We start from the raw sequence: 17,255 nt of genomic DNA on the forward strand, positions 1-17,255 counted from the left end.
CGATTTGATTTGATAGGTGGTGGAAGCTCGCTGGCTATCGGATTGCAAACAACTCCATGCCTAAATAGTTGGAGGTCTGCCTGGCATACTGCTTTTCAAGGAGGAAAGCGGTATGTCAAAAGAGACAAAGCCACGCAATGACTGGACTCGAGAGCAGGTATTGGCGGGCCTGCATATCTATCTGCAGCTGAACTACGGACAGCTCCATGCGCGCAACCCCAAAATCAAGGAGTTGGGAACTTGGATTGGCCGTACCGCGAACTCGGTCGCACTCAAGCTGTGCAACTTAGCCAGTCTGGACCCCGCAGTGCTTGCGAGTGGTCGCAAAGGTATGGACGGCGCATCCAAGGTCGATAAAGCGGTTTGGAAAGAACTCTTGGCGAATTGGGATGCCATGGTCCTTGAAGCCGCTTCGATCTATGGAAAGTTGGCGGCGGGTCATGGCTTGGAGGTTGCCGACGAGTTGGACCTAGAGTTACCGCCTACGGAACTGGGGCGCACCCGCACGGCCACGGTGCAAGTTCGTGTCAATCAAGCGCGTTTTCGTAAGTCTGTGCTGGTGGGCTACAACAGCACCTGCTGCATCAGCGGTTTGCAGAACGAGCGCCTGCTCATCGCGAGCCACATCGTCCCGTGGAGCGAAGATGCCCACAATCGTTTGAATCCGCAAAACGGCCTGTGTCTTTCCGCGCTGCATGACCGCGCATACGACCAAGGGCTGATTACGGTGCTGCCTGACTGCACCGTGCGCGTGAACACCAAACTTAAATCCAAAAGCGCCGACGCGTTTTTGCAGGAGTCGCTTTTGCGGTTCGACAAGGCGCCCATTCGCATGCCTTCTCGCTTGGCACCTGCGCCTGAATTTTTGGCTTGGCACGCGGGTCACTTTGGATTCATCTGATGGCTTTACAAGACCGGGACTACATGCGAGACCGTAGAGATGGCGACAAGGTGCTGCAGTTCAGGCCAGCGCCGCAGAAGACATCGGTTTTCACCATCGTTCTGTATGTCGTCGCTGCTTTGTATTTGCTATACCAAGCAGCTCTTTGGTGGCAAAACAAACTACCTTCAACAAAGCCTGCAGCCGCATCGTCGGTAGCCGTACCCTCGTCGGGCAACTTGGGTGCAGATGTGCCTCGCGCTCTGGAGCCGCAGCCACAAAGAACTACGCAAACACAACCCAATCAACCGCCCGCGCCTGGCACGGTGAGCAAGTGTGTGCTGAATGGAAAAGTAACTTACTCGGATGCGGCCTGTCCCAAAGATGCTGTTGTGGGCAGTGTGAAGCTGCCCCCACCTGCTCCTGTGGATGCGTTTCAGCAAGCTAGAACGACGCCCGCTCCAACCGCTGTGCTTCAACAGTCAGAACCTCAGCCAACGCTCCACACCCCGTCGCAAGCTGCACCAGCCAAGTCAGCGGAGTGCAAATACTTAGATGAGTTGGTGAAGCAAATCGACATTCGTGCACTGCAGCCCCAAAGCCTGCAGCAGCAGGATTTGCTGCGAGAAGACCGAAAGAAAGCGCGGGATAGGCAATTCTTTTTAGGGTGTTAAATGCTCCGATTTCGATAGCTGCTCGCGCAATATCCACTTGCGCTAGAGCCCGATTTGACTCTTAAACCAGCCCATGCCGCTCCATTACCTCCCGCCACGCCGCCAGCTTGCGCTCAAAGCTCCATGACGCATTAGCCGGGCTGGTGCTGGGGAGCTGGTAAACGGGCACGCCCAGGGTGCGGGTGTGGCGGGCGTGTTTGAAGCTCTCGCCGCCGTTGTGGGCGATGGCCTGTAGCTGCGGCAGGTGCAGTGCGGCGATGTCGTTGGGCACCGCGTTGCGGATGGCACTGTCCAGGCTGCCTTCGCGTTCGCAGCTGGCGTACACGTCCCACACGCCCAGGCCGCTCTCCAGCAGCCAGTTGCTACGATTTTCATAGCTGCTCGCGCATATTTCATGGGCGCCAGACGGCCAAATGGCTTGCAATATCTTCCAGAACTGGTTTTGCGGGTGACCGTAATACTCTTGCGCCTGCAACGAGCGCACACCGGGAAAGCTGCCCAATATCAGCACCTTGGTGGCGGGTGACACCAGCGGCGCCAGGCCGGTCAGGGTGACTGCCGCCATGCGCGTGCCCTGCTTTACTTTTTGGCCAGGGTTTTGCGGGCCTGCTCGATGCCGCCCACGTTCTCGGCTTTGCTAAAGCCCATGCCCTTGAGCGTGTCCAGCGCGATGCCGCTGCGCCGGCCACTCTGGCAGTACAGCAGCACGGTGTCGTCCTTGCCCACGCCCGCCTTGGCAATCTCCTGGGCGATGGCGGTGTGCTCGATGTTGATGGCGCCTTCCACATGCCCGGCGGCAAACTCTTGCGGACTGCGCACGTCAATGATGACGTCTTTGGCCTGGGCCGAGAAAGCCATCAAGGCGAGGGTGATACTGGCGAATAGTGTTTTCATGGAGTTGCTCTCAAGGAATAGGCGGTTTGGGTGCCCCGCCATTGTGGACAATTACAGCACCCCCCGCACCAAGGAGCATCCGGATGAACAAAAACCGCCTCGAAGCCTTTAGCGATGGCGTCATCGCCATCATCATCACCATCATGGTGTTGGAGTTCAAAGTGCCGCACGGCGAGACGCTGGCAGACCTGCTGCCGCTGTGGCCCGTGTTCCTGAGCTACGTGCTGAGCTTTGTGAATGTGGGCATTTACTGGAACAACCACCACCACCTGATGCACGCGGTCAAAAAGGTGAATGGCAGCATCCTCTGGGCCAACCTGAACCTGTTGTTCTGGCTGTCTCTCATGCCCTTTGCCACTGCTTGGATGGGCGAGAACCACTTTGCCGCCACCCCTGTGGTGCTGTACTGCGTGGACCTCTGCCTGTGCGCTGCGGCCTACACCTGGCTGCAGAGCTGCATCATCCGCCACGAGGGCCGCGAGTCGACACTCAGCCACGCGGTGGGCACCGACCGCAAAGGCAAGATTTCGCTGGCCAGCTACGTCGTTTCGATTGGCTTGGCGCTGGCGGGCTACCCGGCTTTGGCCGGCATCTTTGTAGGGTTGGTGGCCTGCATCTGGCTGATCCCCGACCGCCGCATCGAAAAGACGCTTACTGGGGAATAAACCGCAGCCGGTATATCAGCGCGCTCTCAGCAACCATGCGTGGCAGCGGCAGGCCTACTGCGGCCAGCCACGCGCCATGGGCGGTGGGCGGCAGGGCCGCTTGGGCACCGGCGGCCAGCGCGGCATCGTTGAGCGGGCTGCTGGTCCAGTCAGGTGGGGTCGGGTCCAGCCGCTCGATGGTGTAGTGCGCCGCCGGGCGCAGCATGGGCAGGCGCAGGGGCGGCGTGTTGCGGTGGGTGGTGGGCGTGGTGCGGTACACCAGCAGCAGAATTTCGCTGGCACCGGCGTCGCCATGGGCTTGCCAGACCACGCCGTCGCCTGCCTCGCCGAGCCACACCTGGCCGGTGTGCAGGCGGTTGCGCAGCTGCTTGTACATGCCCACCCAGCGGCCCAAGGCCATGCGGTCCTCATCGCTCATGTGGCGCACGTCAGCCTCAATGCCGAGGTGCCCGCTGATCGCAACACCGGCACGGAAGTTCAGGCTCTGGCTGCGGCCGGTGGTGTGCGCGGGCGCGGGGCCGATGTGGGCGCCCAGAATCTCGGGCGGCAAAAACTGCAGCGCGCCGCGCTGGATGGCCACGCGCGAGAGTGCGTCGTTGCAGTCGCTGGTCCAGACGCGGTGGGTGTGGGCGAGCACGCCCATGTCCAGCCGGGCGCCGCCCGAGGCGCAGCTTTCAATTTCGAGCTGCGGGTGGGCGGCGCGCACTCGGTCCACCAGCGCATACAGCGCGTACACAAAGCGGCGGTAGGCCGGGCGGCCCAGCGCGTCGCCGGCGGTGGTGAGGTCGCGGTTCATGTCCCACTTGAGGTAGGCAATGGGCACGTTGCTCAAGAGTGCGTGCAGCTTGGCAAACAGGTAGTCGGCCACCTCAGGGCGGGCTACGTCCAGCACCAGCTGGTTGCGCATGGTGAGCAGGGGGCGGCCCTCCAGCCGCAGCGCCCAGTCGGGGTGGGTGCGAAAGAGCTGGCTGTCGGGGTTGACCATTTCGGGCTCTACCCACAGGCCGAACTCCATGCCCAACTGGTTCACGTGGCGGGCCAGGGGTTGCAGGCCGTCGGGGTATTTGGCTGGGTCGGGCCACCAGTCGCCCAGGGCAGCGCGGTCGCTGTGGCGGCCCTGGAACCAGCCGTCGTCGAGCACAAAGCGCTCCACGCCCACGCTGGCGGCGGCTTCGGCCAGAGCATTGATGTCGTCGCTGCGGTGGTCAAAGTACACCGCTTCCCAGGTGTTGAGGTGCACCGGGCGCGGGCGCATGCGGCCACCGGGCCAGGGCAAGCGGCTGCGCACCGTGGCGTGAAAGTTGGCGGCCAGGCCGTTCAGGCCTTGTACCGAGCAGCTGGCAAACAGGGTGGGTGTTTGCAGGTGTTCGCCTGCGCCCAAGCGCACTTCGCCGGGGGCCAGCCACTCGCCCATTTGCCATTGGTATTGCCCGTCGTGCAGCCACTCGATGGATTGGCGGTGGTTGCCTGACCAAGCCAGGTGCGCGCCATACACCGTACCCGCGTGTTCGGTGCTGCCGGGCGTGGTGACTACGGCACCGGGAAAGCTGTCGTGCGAGGTGCGGCCGCGCCGGTTCTCGCGCAGCCAGGTGCTGCGCGAGAGGGCATCCACCTGCAACTGAAATTCGTTGGCCCATTGGCCGGTGTAAGAGCGCACGGCCTGGGCGTCGCCCGGCAGCGGCACCGTGCCTGCGGCCAGCCACTGCACGTCCAGCACATCATGTCCGTCGTTCACCAGGGTGGTGCTGAGCTGCAGCACATCGTGCGCGTCCAGCGCCATGTGCAGCGTGAGGCGCAGTTGCGCCACGCTGTCAGTGAGGTGGATGGCAATGCGCTTTCCGGTGAGCAGGGTTTCCACCTCGCAGTGGGTGAACTGTTGCGCAAACTGCTGGCCGCTGCGGTGGGCCAGCAAGGCGCTTTGCATGTACCAGCCCACCCCAAAAGTGGGGGCAACGGTCAGCGGCTGGTCGAACTCCATGCTGCTGGGCGGGATGGCCCGGCCGTCGCGCAGCGGAGCCAGGGGCACACAGTTGTCCGGCAGGCGGGGGCCCCAGTAACGCCACAGCGGCGCCTCACCCGGGCGCACCTCCAGCACCACGCTGGTGTGGGTGCCATGTAGGGTGGTGAAGGTGGCAGAAGCCTCGGGTGCGTGGGTGCTCATGAGCCGTAGATGCGGGCGCCGCTCTTGTCGAACAGCAAGGCCTTTGTAGCATCAAAGCGGGCTTCCATGGCCTGGCCGGAGCGCAGCTCGCGGCCGTTTTTGCTCTCGATAACCACCATCACGCCGCCGCTGGAGCGGGCGTAGGTAAAGGTTTCGCCGCCCAGGTGTTCCAGCATGTCGATGGTGACGGGCAGGACGGTATCGCCCTGCTCCTGGAAGTGCTCAGGCCGAACACCTACCGACACCTCGCTGCCGATGGCAGGCAGGTTTTTAGCCAAGGGCAGTTGGATGGTGGTGTTGTCAAAACCGTTAAGGCTGATCTGGCAGCCATTGCCGCAGTTAACTGTGGCGTGGCCGGTGACCTTGCCTTCAAAGAAATTCATGCGCGGCGAGCCGATGAAGCCGGCCACAAAGGTGTTGGCCGGGTTGTCATACAGCTCCAGCGGCGCGCCCACCTGCTCCACCACACCGGCGCGCAGCACCACGATTTTGTCGGCCAGGGTCATGGCTTCCACCTGGTCGTGCGTCACGTAGATGATGGTGCTGCCCAGCTCGCGGTGCAGGCGCGCAATCTCGATGCGCATGTGCACCCGCAGCTCAGCGTCGAGGTTGGAGAGCGGCTCGTCAAACAAAAACACCTGCGGGTCGCGCACGATGGCACGGCCGATGGCCACGCGCTGGCGTTGCCCGCCTGACAGCGCCTTGGGCTTGCGGTCCATCAGGGGCTCCAGGCCCAAAATCTTGGCGGCGGAGTCCACTTTGCTCTTGACCACGTCTTTGGCCACACCTGCGTGCTTGAGGGCAAAGCCCATGTTTTCGCGCACCGTCATGTGGGGGTAGAGCGCGTAGCTCTGGAACACCATGGCAATGCCGCGCTTAGACGGGTCCACATGGTTCATGACCTGGTCGCCGATGCGCAGCTCGCCGCTGGTGATGTCTTCCAGGCCCGAGATGGCGCGCAAGAGCGTGGACTTGCCGCAGCCCGAGGGGCCCACGAACACCACGAATTCGCCGTGTTTGATGTCGAGGTCCACGCCCCGGATGATGTCGATCTCGCCGAATGATTTGCGGACCTGGGTGAGTTTGACGTCTGCCATGTTCTTTTCCTCGTCGACTCGGTTGTTTATGCGGCGCGCAGCGTCACGCGCTGCTCGCCCATGCGGCGGGTGGATACGCGCAAGGTGATGTCACCCACCGCGCCGCTGGTTTCCAGCCAGAAGCCGGTAGTGCCGCCCTTGAGCGTCAGCAAATCGGGGCCCAGCAGCTTGGCTGCGCCGGTGACTTCCACATGCACCACGTCGTCCATAAACGGCAGCAGGCGGCCGGCTTGGTCCAGCGCGCGCACGATGACGCGGGTGGCGTCTTTCTCATGGGCTTGCAATTGCGTGTCGTCCACTTCCACTTGCAAAGTGGTGGGCACCGGGTTGCCCGAGAGCTTGACGGTGGAAACCGCCTTGCCGTTGAGATAGCCCGTCACCGTGGCATCGCGCCACAGCATGCCCCAGGCGCCCAGGTCGTTCATGTTGACGTGGCGGCTGTCAAAAATGACTGGCGCATGCGGCAGGTGCGGGTAGCGCTCGCGGTCAGGCTCGGCGCGCTTGGGCGCAAAGTCGCCCACTTGCAGTTCCACGTAGTCGCAGTTGGTGAGCACGATCAGGGGCAGTACTTCGCAACGGTCTTTCTCGCCACGGGCCCAGTAGGTCACGGGTTGCAGCACCACTTGCTCTGCAGGGCTGCACTGGCTGGTGTAGCCCCAGGCGGCGAACTTGGGTTCGCGGAAGATGTCCATCACGCCGTGGTGGCAGATGCGGTCGCCCGCGCCGAAGTCTTTGTGGGTGTTGTAGTCAAACATGCACCAGCCAATGGCGCCGCTGATGACGGGGTTTTCATACGCCTTGTTCAGTACATCCAGATGCCGGCGCACATGCTCGGCCTGGCGGTCTTCGGGGTCGATGCGCTTGGTGGGGTACATGTGGCCGTTGAACTCGGTCACCAGATACGGCACCTCGTGGGCCAGGCCGGTCACCTGGCGGGGCTGGCGCAGCGGGGTGGGGGCAATGCCCTTCATCCACTCCGGGGGGGCCACGTGGCAGAAGTCGTTCACGGTGTACACGTCTTCCAGCAGCTCGCTGTTTTCGATGTAGCGCACGCCACCGGTCTGGCGGGTTGTGTCCAGGCTGCGGGCCATCGCGTTGGTGCGTGTGTAGAAGTCGTGGTTGTCTTGCGACTCGTTGATGCGTACGCCCCAGATGATGATGGAGGGGTGGTTCCAGTCGCGCTCGACCATGCGGCGCACGTTCTCCACCGACTCGTCCTGCCAAGCCTGGCCGCCAATGTGCTGCCAGCCCGGAATCTCTTCAAACACCAAGAGGCCGATCTCGTCGCAGCGGTCCAGAAAGTAGGTGGACTGCGGGTAGTGCGAGGTGCGCACCAGGTTGCACTTGAGCACGTCTTTCATGACGTCGGCGTCTTTGGCCTGGGCGCGCTGGCCCATGGCGTAGCCCACGTAGGGGAAGCTCTGGTGGCGGTTGAGGCCGCGGATCTTGAGCGGCTTGCCGTTAAGGAAGAAACCTTCGGTTGTGAACCGGGCGGTGCGGAAGCCAAAGCGGGTGCTGTGCTGGTCGCTGCCGGCGCTGGTGTTCAGCGTGACGCGGGCCACGTACAGCACAGGGCTGTCCAGCTCCCACAGCGCGAGGCCGGCCAGTGACTCAAACGAGGCGCTGAACTCTGCGCCAGACACATCCACGGTTTGCTGGTGCAGCACGGCGCCATCCACAGTGCACAGCTCCACCAGTGCGGTGCCGGTGAAGGCCGCCTGCGTGGGGTTGGCCAGAAAGCCTTTGACGGTGAGGCCCTTGGCGTCGCTCAGTTCGTTAGCGGTTTCGACCTTGATGTTCGCAATCGACACGGCGTCGTTCACTTGCAGCCACACATCGCGGTAGATGCCGGCGTAGGTCAGGTAGTCGATCTGGCCGCCGAAGGGGGGAATCTCGGGGTTCTCGCTGCCGTCCACCTTCACGGTGATGAGGTTGTCGCCTTCTTTCAGCAAGCCAGTTAGGCGGGCGTTGAACGGCGTGTAGCCGTCTTTGTGCGCAGCAACTTGCTGGCCGTTGACCCAGACCACGCTGTTGGCCATGGCGCCGTCAAAGCGCAAGGCCACTTCGCGGCCGGCAAACGCGGGCTGCCAGGCCAGGGTGTACTGGTAGGCAAATTCCTTCTGGAATGCGCATTCGTCGAAGTAGGTCATGTCCAGGTCGACGGCGTTGTGCGGCAGGCGCACGGCCTCGCCGGCAGCGGCCTTGGCGATGAGCTCAGACGAAAAAGAGGTGTGAAAGGTCCAGCCCGAGACGAGCTTGGTAACGGTACGCATGTGAAAAGCCTTATTTGACGGAGCCCAGCATGCCCTGTACGAACTGCCGTTGCATTGCGAAGAAGACGACCAGGGTGGGCAGGGTGGCGAGCATGGCCGCCAGCATGATCACGCCGAAGTCAGGAAAGTAGGCCGAGCCCAGAGAGGACAGCACCAGGGTGATGGTTTTGAGCTCGGGGGACTGCAGCACGATGAGGGGCCAGAGGAAGTTGTTCCACGCCGCCATGAACACGATGATGAAGGCCGCGGCATAGGTAGAGCGCATGACCGGCACATACACAAACAGGAAGATCTGCCATTCCTTGAGTCCGTCCAGGCGCGCGGCTTCGCGCAACTCGGGCGGAAAGGCTTTGGTGCTCTGGCGGAAGTAAAACACGATGTAGGCAGATGCCACCACCGGCAGGATGACGGCGAGGTGGGTGTCCAGCAGATCGAACTGCGCCATCAGGATGAACAGCGGAATCATCAGCGCCGCAAAGGGCACCATCAGTGTGAGCAGCAGGCCGTTGTAAAGGCGTTCGCGGGCCTTGGAGCTGAATACTTCAAAGCCGTAGCCCGCCATGGACGAGACCAGCAGCGTGAAGAAGCCGCCGATGATGGCGATCTTTCCGGAGTTCCAGAAGACCTGGGCCACATCAAAGCTCTTGTTGAGTTTTTCGAAGTTCTCCAGCAGCGCGCTGCCGAAGGTGAACTTGCCCTTGGTCACATCCACCGAGGCGTTGGTGGAGCTGATCACCATCCAGGCAAAGGGGAAGATGGAAACAAAGGCCATGACCCCCAGAAAGAGGTAGACGCTGGCCATGCGGAATTTTTCTGCCCAGTTGGTCATGTCAGTTGCGCTCCCGGGCGGCATAAAACTGGATGGCGGCCAACGCGGCCACCAGCAGCACGATGACGTAAGACACCGTGGCGGCGTAGCCGAAGTTGGGCACAAACTTGAACGACAGGTTGTAGATGTACATGGACAGTGTGAGCGTGTTGTCAGAGAACACGGTGCCCACGGTGGTGATGTTCATGGGTTCATCAAACAACTGCAGCGTGCCGATGGTGGAGGTCACCGTGGTGAACAGGATCACCGGCTTGAGATTCGGGATAGTGATGGAGACAAAGCGGCGGTAGGCCGAGATGCCATCGATACGGGCAGCCTCGTAGATCGACTTGTCGATGTTCTGCATGGCCGCGAGATAGAAGATCATGTTGTAGCCGGTCCAGCGCCAGGTGATGGCGATGATGATGACGACCTTGGACCAGAACGGGTCGTTGAGCCAGGGGATAGGCTCAGCAATAAGGCCCAGCCACGCCAGCGCGTGGTTGACCAGGCCGTCATACGAAAACATGCTTTTGAACACCACCGAGTACGCCACCAGCGAGGTCACGCAGGGCAGGAAAACTGCCGTGCGCAACAGCCCGCGAAAGCGCAGGTTCGGCATGTTGAGGCAGCTGGCCATGACCAGCGCCAGCAACAGCATGATGGGAACCTGAATCACCAGGAAGATGCAGGTGTTCTGCAGCGCCTTCAGGAAGACAGGATCACTGGCCAGACGCACGATGTTGCCGGTGCCTACGAACTCAACCACCGTTCCCTGCCCGGCATGCAGGGACATCCACAGCGACTTGACGATCGGGTAGGCCATGAAGACCCCGATCAGCCCGAGTGCGATGGAAACAAATAGCCAACCGTTGACGTCGAAAAAACGCCGGTAGCTGGTCGTAGGCTTGGGCGCCATGGTGCTCCTTGGGTGCAGTGTTGCCGTGTCTTACTTGATTTGCGAGGCGAGCTGGTTGTGGATGTTTTCCAGCGCCTTCTCGACCGGCATGCCTTGGGCCAGGCCCGGCAGTTGGGCGGCTACAGCAGCGTCACCTTCAGCGGTGTAAATGCCGTAGTTCACGCTAGGCACCTTGCCCATCCAGTCGCTGTATTGCTGCCACACCTTGGCGCCACCGAAGAAGGGGTCGGCTTCAGAGTAAGCCTTGCCGTTACGCGAAGCCAACAAGGAGCCCACCGCACCGCGGGACTGCAGAATGGTTTGGTAGAAGTCCACATCCTTGGCGTAGATTTCGTTCAGGAAGTCGGCTGCAGCAGCCTTCTCTTTGGCGCTGGAGAGCACGTACCAGCTGGAACCGCCCAGGTTGGATGCGTTGGTTGCGCCAGGCACATTCAGGCGGGGAGTGGCGGCCACAGCCCATTTGCCGGACTGGCTGGCTTCTGCCTTCACGGAGCCGGTGATCCACACGCCGGTGATCACGGAGGCGACGTCACCCTTGTTCAGCGCGCCGACCCACTCGCCCCAGCCGGAGGTGGGCTTGTAAACGCCGGTCTTCATGAACTTGACCTGGGTTTCCAGCGCGGCCTTCAGCGCGGGGTTGTTCTTGATGTCGAGCTTGCCGTCTTTGTCAAAGTACCAGCGGCCTGCGGACTGCATCATGATGCGGATGCTGGCGATGTCCTGGGGGTCCATGGCGAACATCTTCTTGCCGGTCTTGGTTTCGACTTGCTTGCCGATTTCCAGGTAACGGTCCCAGGTGATGTTCTGCATGTCCTTGTCGGTGAAGCCGGCCTGCTTGATCAGGTCGCTGCGGTAGTACATGCCGGTAGTGCCGGTGTCAAAAGGCAGACCGTAGACTTTGCCGCCCAAGGTCATCAGGTTGACCTTGTAGTTGGCAAACGCCTTGTGGTCCACCTTGCCGGACAGGGGTTCAAACGCGCCGGGGAAAGAGCGCAGGTACTTGGGGGCGTTGTAGTCTTCCACCAGCACGATGTCGGGCAGGTTCTTGGTCACGCCGGAGGCCAGGGTGGTTTGCAGTTTTTGCTCCACATCGGCTTTGGCCATGTCCACGATCTTGAAGGTCACGCCGGGGTTCTTGGCGGTGTAACGCTTGGCCGCCTCTTGCATGATGGCGATGTTGAAGTTCGGGTCCCAAGCCCAGATGGTGACTTCGCCGGCGTTGGCGGCGTGGCTGGCCATCAGGCCGGTGGTGCCCAGAGCCAGGCCGATCATGGCGGTGGCGGTGCTGCGGAGAGTGAAGCGTTTGGCGAAATTCATAGTCTGTCTTCCTGTTGATATGGGGTCAGGCACGTCATGCGGGGCGAACCGTAGCATGCGTATCTGTTGTCTCCAGAGTCCGGGCCTGCCAAAAAAAGTGGGGCGGGTCAGGCTCTGCCTTTGTGAATGAAACCAGAGTGTGTTGGGGTTGAATCCTGGTACCGGCTGGCGTCCTTTCGTAAATTTAAGCGGTTAAATTTCTGACTGAAACACATGTCGACATTCGTACCGCCACCGGTCCGGAAGGCTTGCAGACCCGCCGGGGAGACATCCGTAAATTTAAAATTTAAGCGGTTAAATTCGACAATTTTTCGAGTATACCTATGGGTATCCGCAAAAAAACCGGCTCCTAGGGTAAGTCCTAGGGATCAAAAAACGTATCAATCGATGCCAATTCACACCAAGTTGCAGTGCCCATGGCTACCCTGAGTGAAGTCGCCCGACTGGCAGGAGTCACCACTGCCACGGTGTCCAATGTGCTGCGCAATACCCAGAAGGTGAAACCAGCCACGGTGCAAAAGGTGCAAGAGGCGATTGCCGCGACCGGCTACCGCCCCAACCTGATGGCACGCGCGCTGGCCGAAGGCAAGTCGTCCATGGTGGCGCTGGTGCTGCCCGACATCAACAACCCCTTCTACCCCGAGTTCGTGCGGGTGGCCGAGCGGGTGGCGCGGCATCGCAACTACTTTCTGATGGTGTGCAACACCGACGAGCGCCCTGACATCGGCCGCGCGTATCTGCACCAGATTGCCGGTACGCTGGCCGACGGCGTGCTGGTGCTGCACACCGGTATCAGCGCGGACGACATCAATGAGCTGAAGACCCGCCGCTCCCCCATCGTGCTGGCGTCCGAAGAGCAGGTGGACCTGGCCAACCGCATTCCCCATGTGGTGGTGAACTTCCACCGCGCGGGCGAAATTGCAGGGCAGCATTTGCTGGACTTGGGCCACCAGCGCATTGGTGCCATCGTGGGTTGCGGCCTGGAGGGCATGCAGCTTGGGCGTCTGGACGGGTTCAAAAGCGCCTTGGCTGCCGCTGGCATGACGCTGGCTGAGCCAATGGTCCGCAATGTGAGCGACACCGTGGCCGGCGGCCATGAGGCCACCGACTCATTGCTGGAGCAGCACCCCGACATCACCGCCATTTTTTGCACCAACGATTTGATGGCCTATGGCGCCAGCCAGGCCCTGGCCGACCGGGGCATCCGCATCCCGCAAGACATTTCGCTCATCGGCATCACTGACATCCAGCTCGCGCGGGACATGCGCCCGGCGCTTACCACCGTAGCCCTCGGCATTGAGCAGGTGGCCACCATCTCCATCAACCTGCTGTTGGACTTGATTGAAAACCCCCAGCACGAACCCACCATCGTGCATGTGCCCGATCCGGTGCTGGTAGTGCGTGCCTCCACCGGCCCTGTGCGCAGCGGCGCCTGAAGTACGGGCCGCGGTGGCGGCCTACAGTGTGTCGATGGGGTTGTGAGCCGTGTCGTCGCCGATGGCGAAGCGGTCCCGGCAGCGGGTGTAGAAGCTTGCGCCGAAGCGACCCACCGGGTGGTAGTCCTGCAGGTGCACGCGCCACTTTTCGGTGTCTATCAAGCCATCGCGTGCGCTCATCCACAGCACCCGGCCAATGAACACATAGCGGCTGGGCGTTTCCAGCGTTTCATGCAGCACGCATTCAAAAGCCACCGGTGCCTCCGCAATGCGCGGCGGGCGCACCGTGTGGGACGGAGCGGCATGCAGGCCCACCGCGTCCAGCTCACTCACCGAGGCTGGGAAGGCATGGCCGCAGGCGTGCATCTGGGCGGCCAGAGGCTCGTCCGTCATGTGCACGACGAACTCGCGCTCGGAGAGGATGTTGGCCGCCGTGTCCTTGAGCTGCCCGTCCTGCAAGCGGTTGATGCTGAGCATGACCACCGGGGGGGCCTCACCCAGCATGTTGAACATCGAAAACGGTGCGGCGTTCACCACGCCCGCTGCGTTCAGGCTGGTGACCAGCGCAATCGGCCGCGGCACGATGAGGCTGGCCATGAGCTTGTAGCGCTGGTAAGCGGTGATCTGTGAAAAGTCGACTTCGGTCATGCGCAACGTGCACGCAAGGGACGTGCCGTTAAACCGGAGCGGAGAAGCCCGCTATCAAAACAGAAGCTACCCGCGCATATACCATGAGCGCTACAGGCACTTTTTACCTAAAAATACCTGCGACGCTGTTCAGGCGGTCGCTGCGGTAAATGCAATCTCCAGCAGATAGTCCGGGCTGGCCATCTCGGCGCTCACGCACACCCGGGCCGGTGCGCAACCCTCTGGGAGCCAAGCTTGCCACGCGGCGTTGAAGGTAGCGCGGTCGCTCATGTGCTTGAGGTAGATGGTGGCAATCAATAAACGGCTTTTGTCACTGCCGGCCAGCGCCAGTGTGCGCTCGGCTTGTGCAAACACAGCCTGCGATTGGCTGGTGATGTCGGTGCCGCTTTCGGGCACTTCCACAAAATAAGCTGTGCCGTTGTGCACCACCGCGTCCGACCATTGGGCGGTGGGGTTGATGCGTTGGATGGGGGAGACTGTCATAGGGAATCCTGTTCAGAGCTTGACGCTTTGGCGCATCCTACTTGAGGCGGCGTTTTCCGCCTTTTGCCGGTTTGGTCGCCTGCGGCAGCGTCATCGTGTCCAGCTGCAGCATGGTGTCCAAGTGGCTCATGAAGTGGTGCAGGTAGGCGGGAGACAGGTCTTGCATCAGACCCAAAGTGCGCAGCACCAGACGGTGCGAGTTGAGCGGGCCGGCATTGGCGGGGCCTTGTTGCAGCGCGTGTTCCACCTGGTCTTGCACTTTCATGCGATGCCACGACTGGCGGAACTGCTGCACGCTTTTCATTTCCACCGTGCGCGGTGGGTTGGATGCAGTTGCCGCGTTTTCAGAGACTGTCGCGGGGCTTTGCAAGCTGCGGTTCAGAGCCTTCAGGGCGTTGAGGCCTTTGCGGGGAATCGCAGTGCGTGGCTGCTCTGGGAGCTGGCGCATGCGCTCTAGCAGGGCGTGCATGGCGTGCGACGCGTCAGTCATGGGTAACTTGCGTACCCTTGGGCACCGGGGCCATCTCCACGCGGCGGTTCAGGGCCCGGCCGCTCTCGTTTTGGTTGGATGCCACGGGCTGCTGTGCGCCAAAAGCCGCAGCAAACACGCGCGAGGCAGGCATGCCCTCTTCAATGAGCGCGCGCGTCACGGTGAGCGAGCGCTGCGCGGAAAGCTCCAGATTGTCGGCAAAGTGCCGGTTGGCTCCTGAAACGGCTACGTTGTCCGTAAAGCCGCTGACCATGAGCATCTCGTCCCGCTCACCCAGGTACACCTGCAGCGGCGGAACCAGGCTTTTGAGCAACTGCCGCCCGTCGGCGCGTAGCTGGTCGGAGTTGACGGCAAACAGCACGCTGCCGCTGATGCCGATGCGCCCGTTATTCAAGGTCACGCGGCCCGATTGCAAGGGGATGGCCAAGGCCTTCTCCAGCGCCATGCGGCGCTGTTCTTCCTGTTGGCGCTTTTTGACTTCGGACTCCAGGTTGGCGACCAGGTCCATCTGGACCACCAGCACACCGACCAGAATCAGCACAAACGCACCCAGCAGGCCGGCCATCAGGTCGCCAAAAGTGGCCCAGACCGGGGCGCTATCGACCCCGCTGTCGTCCATGGTGTCGATGTCCGTCATCACGCAGTCCCTGCGGTAGTGACGGCCTGATTGCGCAGTTTGCGCAGGTCTTCCACCACGGCTTTTTGCGAGCTCAGACTGAGGTCGATCACCTCACGCGCCTGGGCTACGTAGTAGGCTAGCTGTTCGTCACTGCGCTCCATGGATTGGTTGACTGCGGCCTCCACCCCCTGCAGGCTCTGGACCAGCTGCTCGCTGGTACCCACAAACAGTTCCACCGCTTGCTGGAAGCTGCTGCCGAGGTTGGAAAGTTCGGTGGCACTGCCACCCACTTGCGCGGCCAAGTGGTCGGCCTTGTCGGCTTGTAGCGCCAGTGTTTGCGAAAACTGCTCTTGCACTTGCAGCAGCGTGTGGCCGGTGTTGGCGACCAAGGTGTCAATGGCGGCGCGCTGGCCTTGCGTGGTGGCCTCGGCCGATTGCAGCACGCCGTGCAGGCGCTCCATGAGCTGTTGGCGCTCTTGCAGTGCAAGCGTGTCACGTTCGTCCAGCTGGCTCATGCCGGTGCGCAGTTGCAGGGTGAGTTCGCTGATGCGGGCAGCGGCGGCTTCGCTGCGGGCAGCCTCTTCTGCACGCAAGTCGTTCAGTCCAGTGCGCCACAGGGCGGTGAGCTGGTCCATGCGGGCCTGCTGCTGTTCTGTCCAAGTGGCCTCGGCCTGCTGTTGGGCAGCGACCAGCGCTTCAGATTGCGTCAGCACACGGGCCATGCCGGCTATGGCCGCGCTCGCTTGGCTTGCGGTGTGCCCGGTGATGGTGGCCACGTTGGCTTCCAGCGTGCGGGCAAAAGTCTGCTGCTGCGCCTGCGCGTGTTCGCCCGCGCGCTGCCATTCGGTCTGCAGGGTGGCGGTGCTCTCATTCAGGGCGCGTGCCCAGTCGGCCGTAAGGGTGTGGGTGCCTTCGCGGAAGGCGGTTTGCACGCCCTGGAGTTGCGCTTGCAAGGCTTCACGCATCTGCGTGTGTTGTTGGCGCGTCTCGGCCACCAGCTGCTGCAGGGCGGATTCCATGACCGGCACGATGGCTTCGCTGGTTTGCTTCGCACCCGCCAACAGGCTGTCTTGCAGGCTTTGCCCTACGGCAGTGGCTAGGCCGGTGTAAGCGCGGCCGACGTCGGCATGGAATGCTTGCTGCTGGGCTTCCAGCCGTGTGTTCAGGGCCAGGTTGCGTTGCTCGATTTGTTCCATCAACCGGCTGAGCTGTTCTGCCACCGCAGGCAGTGCCTGCACTTGCTGCTGCTGGGCCAGCAGCCCGGCTTCCCGTTGGTGGGCCAGGGTGAAGGGCCGCAGCACCGTGGCAATACGACTGTCCAGCAGGCGGGTGACTTGCAGGCGCTCGCGGCGGCAGAGTGCGGACACCAGACCCAGCAAAGCCGATGTCGCCACCCCCGCCACCGACGTGCCAAAGGACAGGCCCAGACCTTTGATAGGTGCCGCAAGCGCCGCGCGAATGGCTTGCAGGTCGGCAGAGCCCTCCAAGGCAAAGACGGCGCCTTTGAAGGTCATGACCATGCCCAGAAAGGTGCCCAGCATGCCCAGCATGACCAACAGTCCAACGAGGTACGGGGTGAGCGATGGGCCCGGCAGGCCCACCCGCTCACCCTCAATGCGCGCACGCACGCTGGGTTGCAAGGCGGCAGGTACGCGGGCCAACCATGCGCTGAGCGACTCCAGCGGTTCGCCCATGTCAATGAGCGCCTGCCGCAAGGTGTGGGTGGTGGAGCGGTAGCTGGACATTTCCCGCAGGCCCATGGCATAGACCGCGCCAATGAGCAACGTCATGCACAAAGCCAGATAACTGGTGCCTAAAAAGCCCAGAGCGATCCAGCCCACAAAAACAGCCCCTGCGCCAATAGCGGCGGGGATGACGAAACGGTTCATAT

At 62.0% G+C, this 17,255-nt stretch carries 16 protein-coding genes; 3 read left to right on the forward strand and 13 right to left on the reverse strand.

Going from position 1 to position 17,255, the window contains the following annotated elements; translation table 11 throughout:
• Positions 1 to 112 precede the first annotated feature (112 nt).
• Positions 113 to 901: an HNH endonuclease gene (locus AEP_RS12850; RefSeq protein WP_087495741.1), complete on the forward strand. Its 789-nt coding sequence runs from the start codon at positions 113 to 115 to the stop codon at positions 899 to 901.
• 714 nt (positions 902 to 1,615) lie between these two features.
• Here AEP_RS12850 and AEP_RS12860 read toward each other — a convergent pair.
• On the reverse strand, positions 1,616 to 2,119 hold the full coding sequence (locus AEP_RS12860) for a DNA-deoxyinosine glycosylase (protein ID WP_087495743.1): 504 nt from the start codon (positions 2,117 to 2,119) through the stop codon (positions 1,616 to 1,618).
• Positions 2,120 to 2,133: 14 nt separating this feature from the next.
• The gene (locus tag AEP_RS12865) at positions 2,134 to 2,448 is read right to left on the reverse strand and encodes a rhodanese-like domain-containing protein (protein ID WP_087495744.1); all 315 of its coding nucleotides are present in this window, start codon (positions 2,446 to 2,448) and stop codon (positions 2,134 to 2,136) included.
• 83 nt (positions 2,449 to 2,531) lie between these two features.
• Between AEP_RS12865 and AEP_RS12870 the strand changes: the two genes are divergently transcribed.
• Positions 2,532 to 3,113, forward strand: coding sequence for a TMEM175 family protein (locus tag AEP_RS12870; RefSeq protein WP_087495745.1), 582 nt, complete (start codon positions 2,532 to 2,534; stop codon positions 3,111 to 3,113).
• On the opposite strand, the gene AEP_RS12875 is transcribed toward AEP_RS12870, so the two are convergent.
• The 6 genes from AEP_RS12875 to AEP_RS12900 are packed head-to-tail and all read right to left on the reverse strand — an operon-like array spanning position 3,100 to position 11,688.
• Positions 3,100 to 5,274 carry an alpha-galactosidase gene (locus tag AEP_RS12875; protein WP_087495746.1) on the reverse strand — a complete coding sequence of 725 codons (2,175 nt, stop codon included), beginning with the start codon at positions 5,272 to 5,274 and terminating at the stop codon, positions 3,100 to 3,102. The genes AEP_RS12870 and AEP_RS12875 overlap by 14 nt on opposite strands.
• On the reverse strand, positions 5,271 to 6,371 hold the full coding sequence (locus AEP_RS12880; protein WP_087495747.1) for an ABC transporter ATP-binding protein: 1,101 nt from the start codon (positions 6,369 to 6,371) through the stop codon (positions 5,271 to 5,273). Before AEP_RS12880 ends, AEP_RS12875 begins: the two co-directional genes overlap by 4 nt.
• A gap of 26 nt (positions 6,372 to 6,397) precedes the next feature.
• Positions 6,398 to 8,644, reverse strand: a complete 2,247-nt coding sequence (locus AEP_RS12885; RefSeq protein WP_087495748.1) for a glycoside hydrolase family 2 protein — start codon at positions 8,642 to 8,644, stop codon at positions 6,398 to 6,400.
• A gap of 10 nt (positions 8,645 to 8,654) precedes the next feature.
• Entirely contained in the window at positions 8,655 to 9,473 is an 819-nt protein-coding gene (locus tag AEP_RS12890) for a carbohydrate ABC transporter permease (protein WP_087495749.1), read from the reverse strand.
• A 1-nt stretch (position 9,474) separates the two neighbouring features.
• Entirely contained in the window at positions 9,475 to 10,371 is an 897-nt protein-coding gene (locus AEP_RS12895) for a carbohydrate ABC transporter permease (protein WP_087495750.1), read from the reverse strand.
• Positions 10,372 to 10,401: 30 nt separating this feature from the next.
• Positions 10,402 to 11,688: an ABC transporter substrate-binding protein gene (locus AEP_RS12900; RefSeq protein ID WP_087495751.1), complete on the reverse strand. Its 1,287-nt coding sequence runs from the start codon at positions 11,686 to 11,688 to the stop codon at positions 10,402 to 10,404.
• A 416-nt stretch (positions 11,689 to 12,104) separates the two neighbouring features.
• Between AEP_RS12900 and AEP_RS12905 the strand changes: the two genes are divergently transcribed.
• Positions 12,105 to 13,124 carry a LacI family DNA-binding transcriptional regulator gene (locus AEP_RS12905; protein WP_087495752.1) on the forward strand — a complete coding sequence of 340 codons (1,020 nt, stop codon included), beginning with the start codon at positions 12,105 to 12,107 and terminating at the stop codon, positions 13,122 to 13,124.
• Positions 13,125 to 13,145: 21 nt separating this feature from the next.
• On the opposite strand, the gene AEP_RS12910 is transcribed toward AEP_RS12905, so the two are convergent.
• The 5 genes from AEP_RS12910 to AEP_RS12930 all read right to left on the reverse strand — a co-directional run bounded on the left by AEP_RS12910 (position 13,146) and on the right by AEP_RS12930 (position 17,253).
• Positions 13,146 to 13,772, reverse strand: coding sequence for a flavin reductase family protein (locus tag AEP_RS12910; protein WP_087495753.1), 627 nt, complete (start codon positions 13,770 to 13,772; stop codon positions 13,146 to 13,148).
• A gap of 129 nt (positions 13,773 to 13,901) precedes the next feature.
• Complete coding sequence (locus AEP_RS12915; protein ID WP_087495754.1) at positions 13,902 to 14,255, reverse strand: RidA family protein; 354 nt, start codon at positions 14,253 to 14,255, stop codon at positions 13,902 to 13,904.
• A gap of 37 nt (positions 14,256 to 14,292) precedes the next feature.
• Positions 14,293 to 14,745, reverse strand: a complete 453-nt coding sequence (locus AEP_RS12920; protein ID WP_087495755.1) for a DUF2894 domain-containing protein — start codon at positions 14,743 to 14,745, stop codon at positions 14,293 to 14,295.
• Positions 14,738 to 15,382: an OmpA family protein gene (locus AEP_RS12925; RefSeq protein ID WP_087495756.1), complete on the reverse strand. Its 645-nt coding sequence runs from the start codon at positions 15,380 to 15,382 to the stop codon at positions 14,738 to 14,740. Before AEP_RS12925 ends, AEP_RS12920 begins: the two co-directional genes overlap by 8 nt.
• The gene (locus AEP_RS12930; RefSeq protein ID WP_087495757.1) at positions 15,382 to 17,253 is read right to left on the reverse strand and encodes a hypothetical protein; all 1,872 of its coding nucleotides are present in this window, start codon (positions 17,251 to 17,253) and stop codon (positions 15,382 to 15,384) included. Before AEP_RS12930 ends, AEP_RS12925 begins: the two co-directional genes overlap by 1 nt.
• Positions 17,254 to 17,255 lie beyond the last annotated feature (2 nt).

Source organism: Curvibacter sp. AEP1-3 (assembly GCF_002163715.1).
Taxonomy (GTDB): Bacteria; Pseudomonadota; Gammaproteobacteria; order Burkholderiales; family Burkholderiaceae_C; genus Allorhodoferax.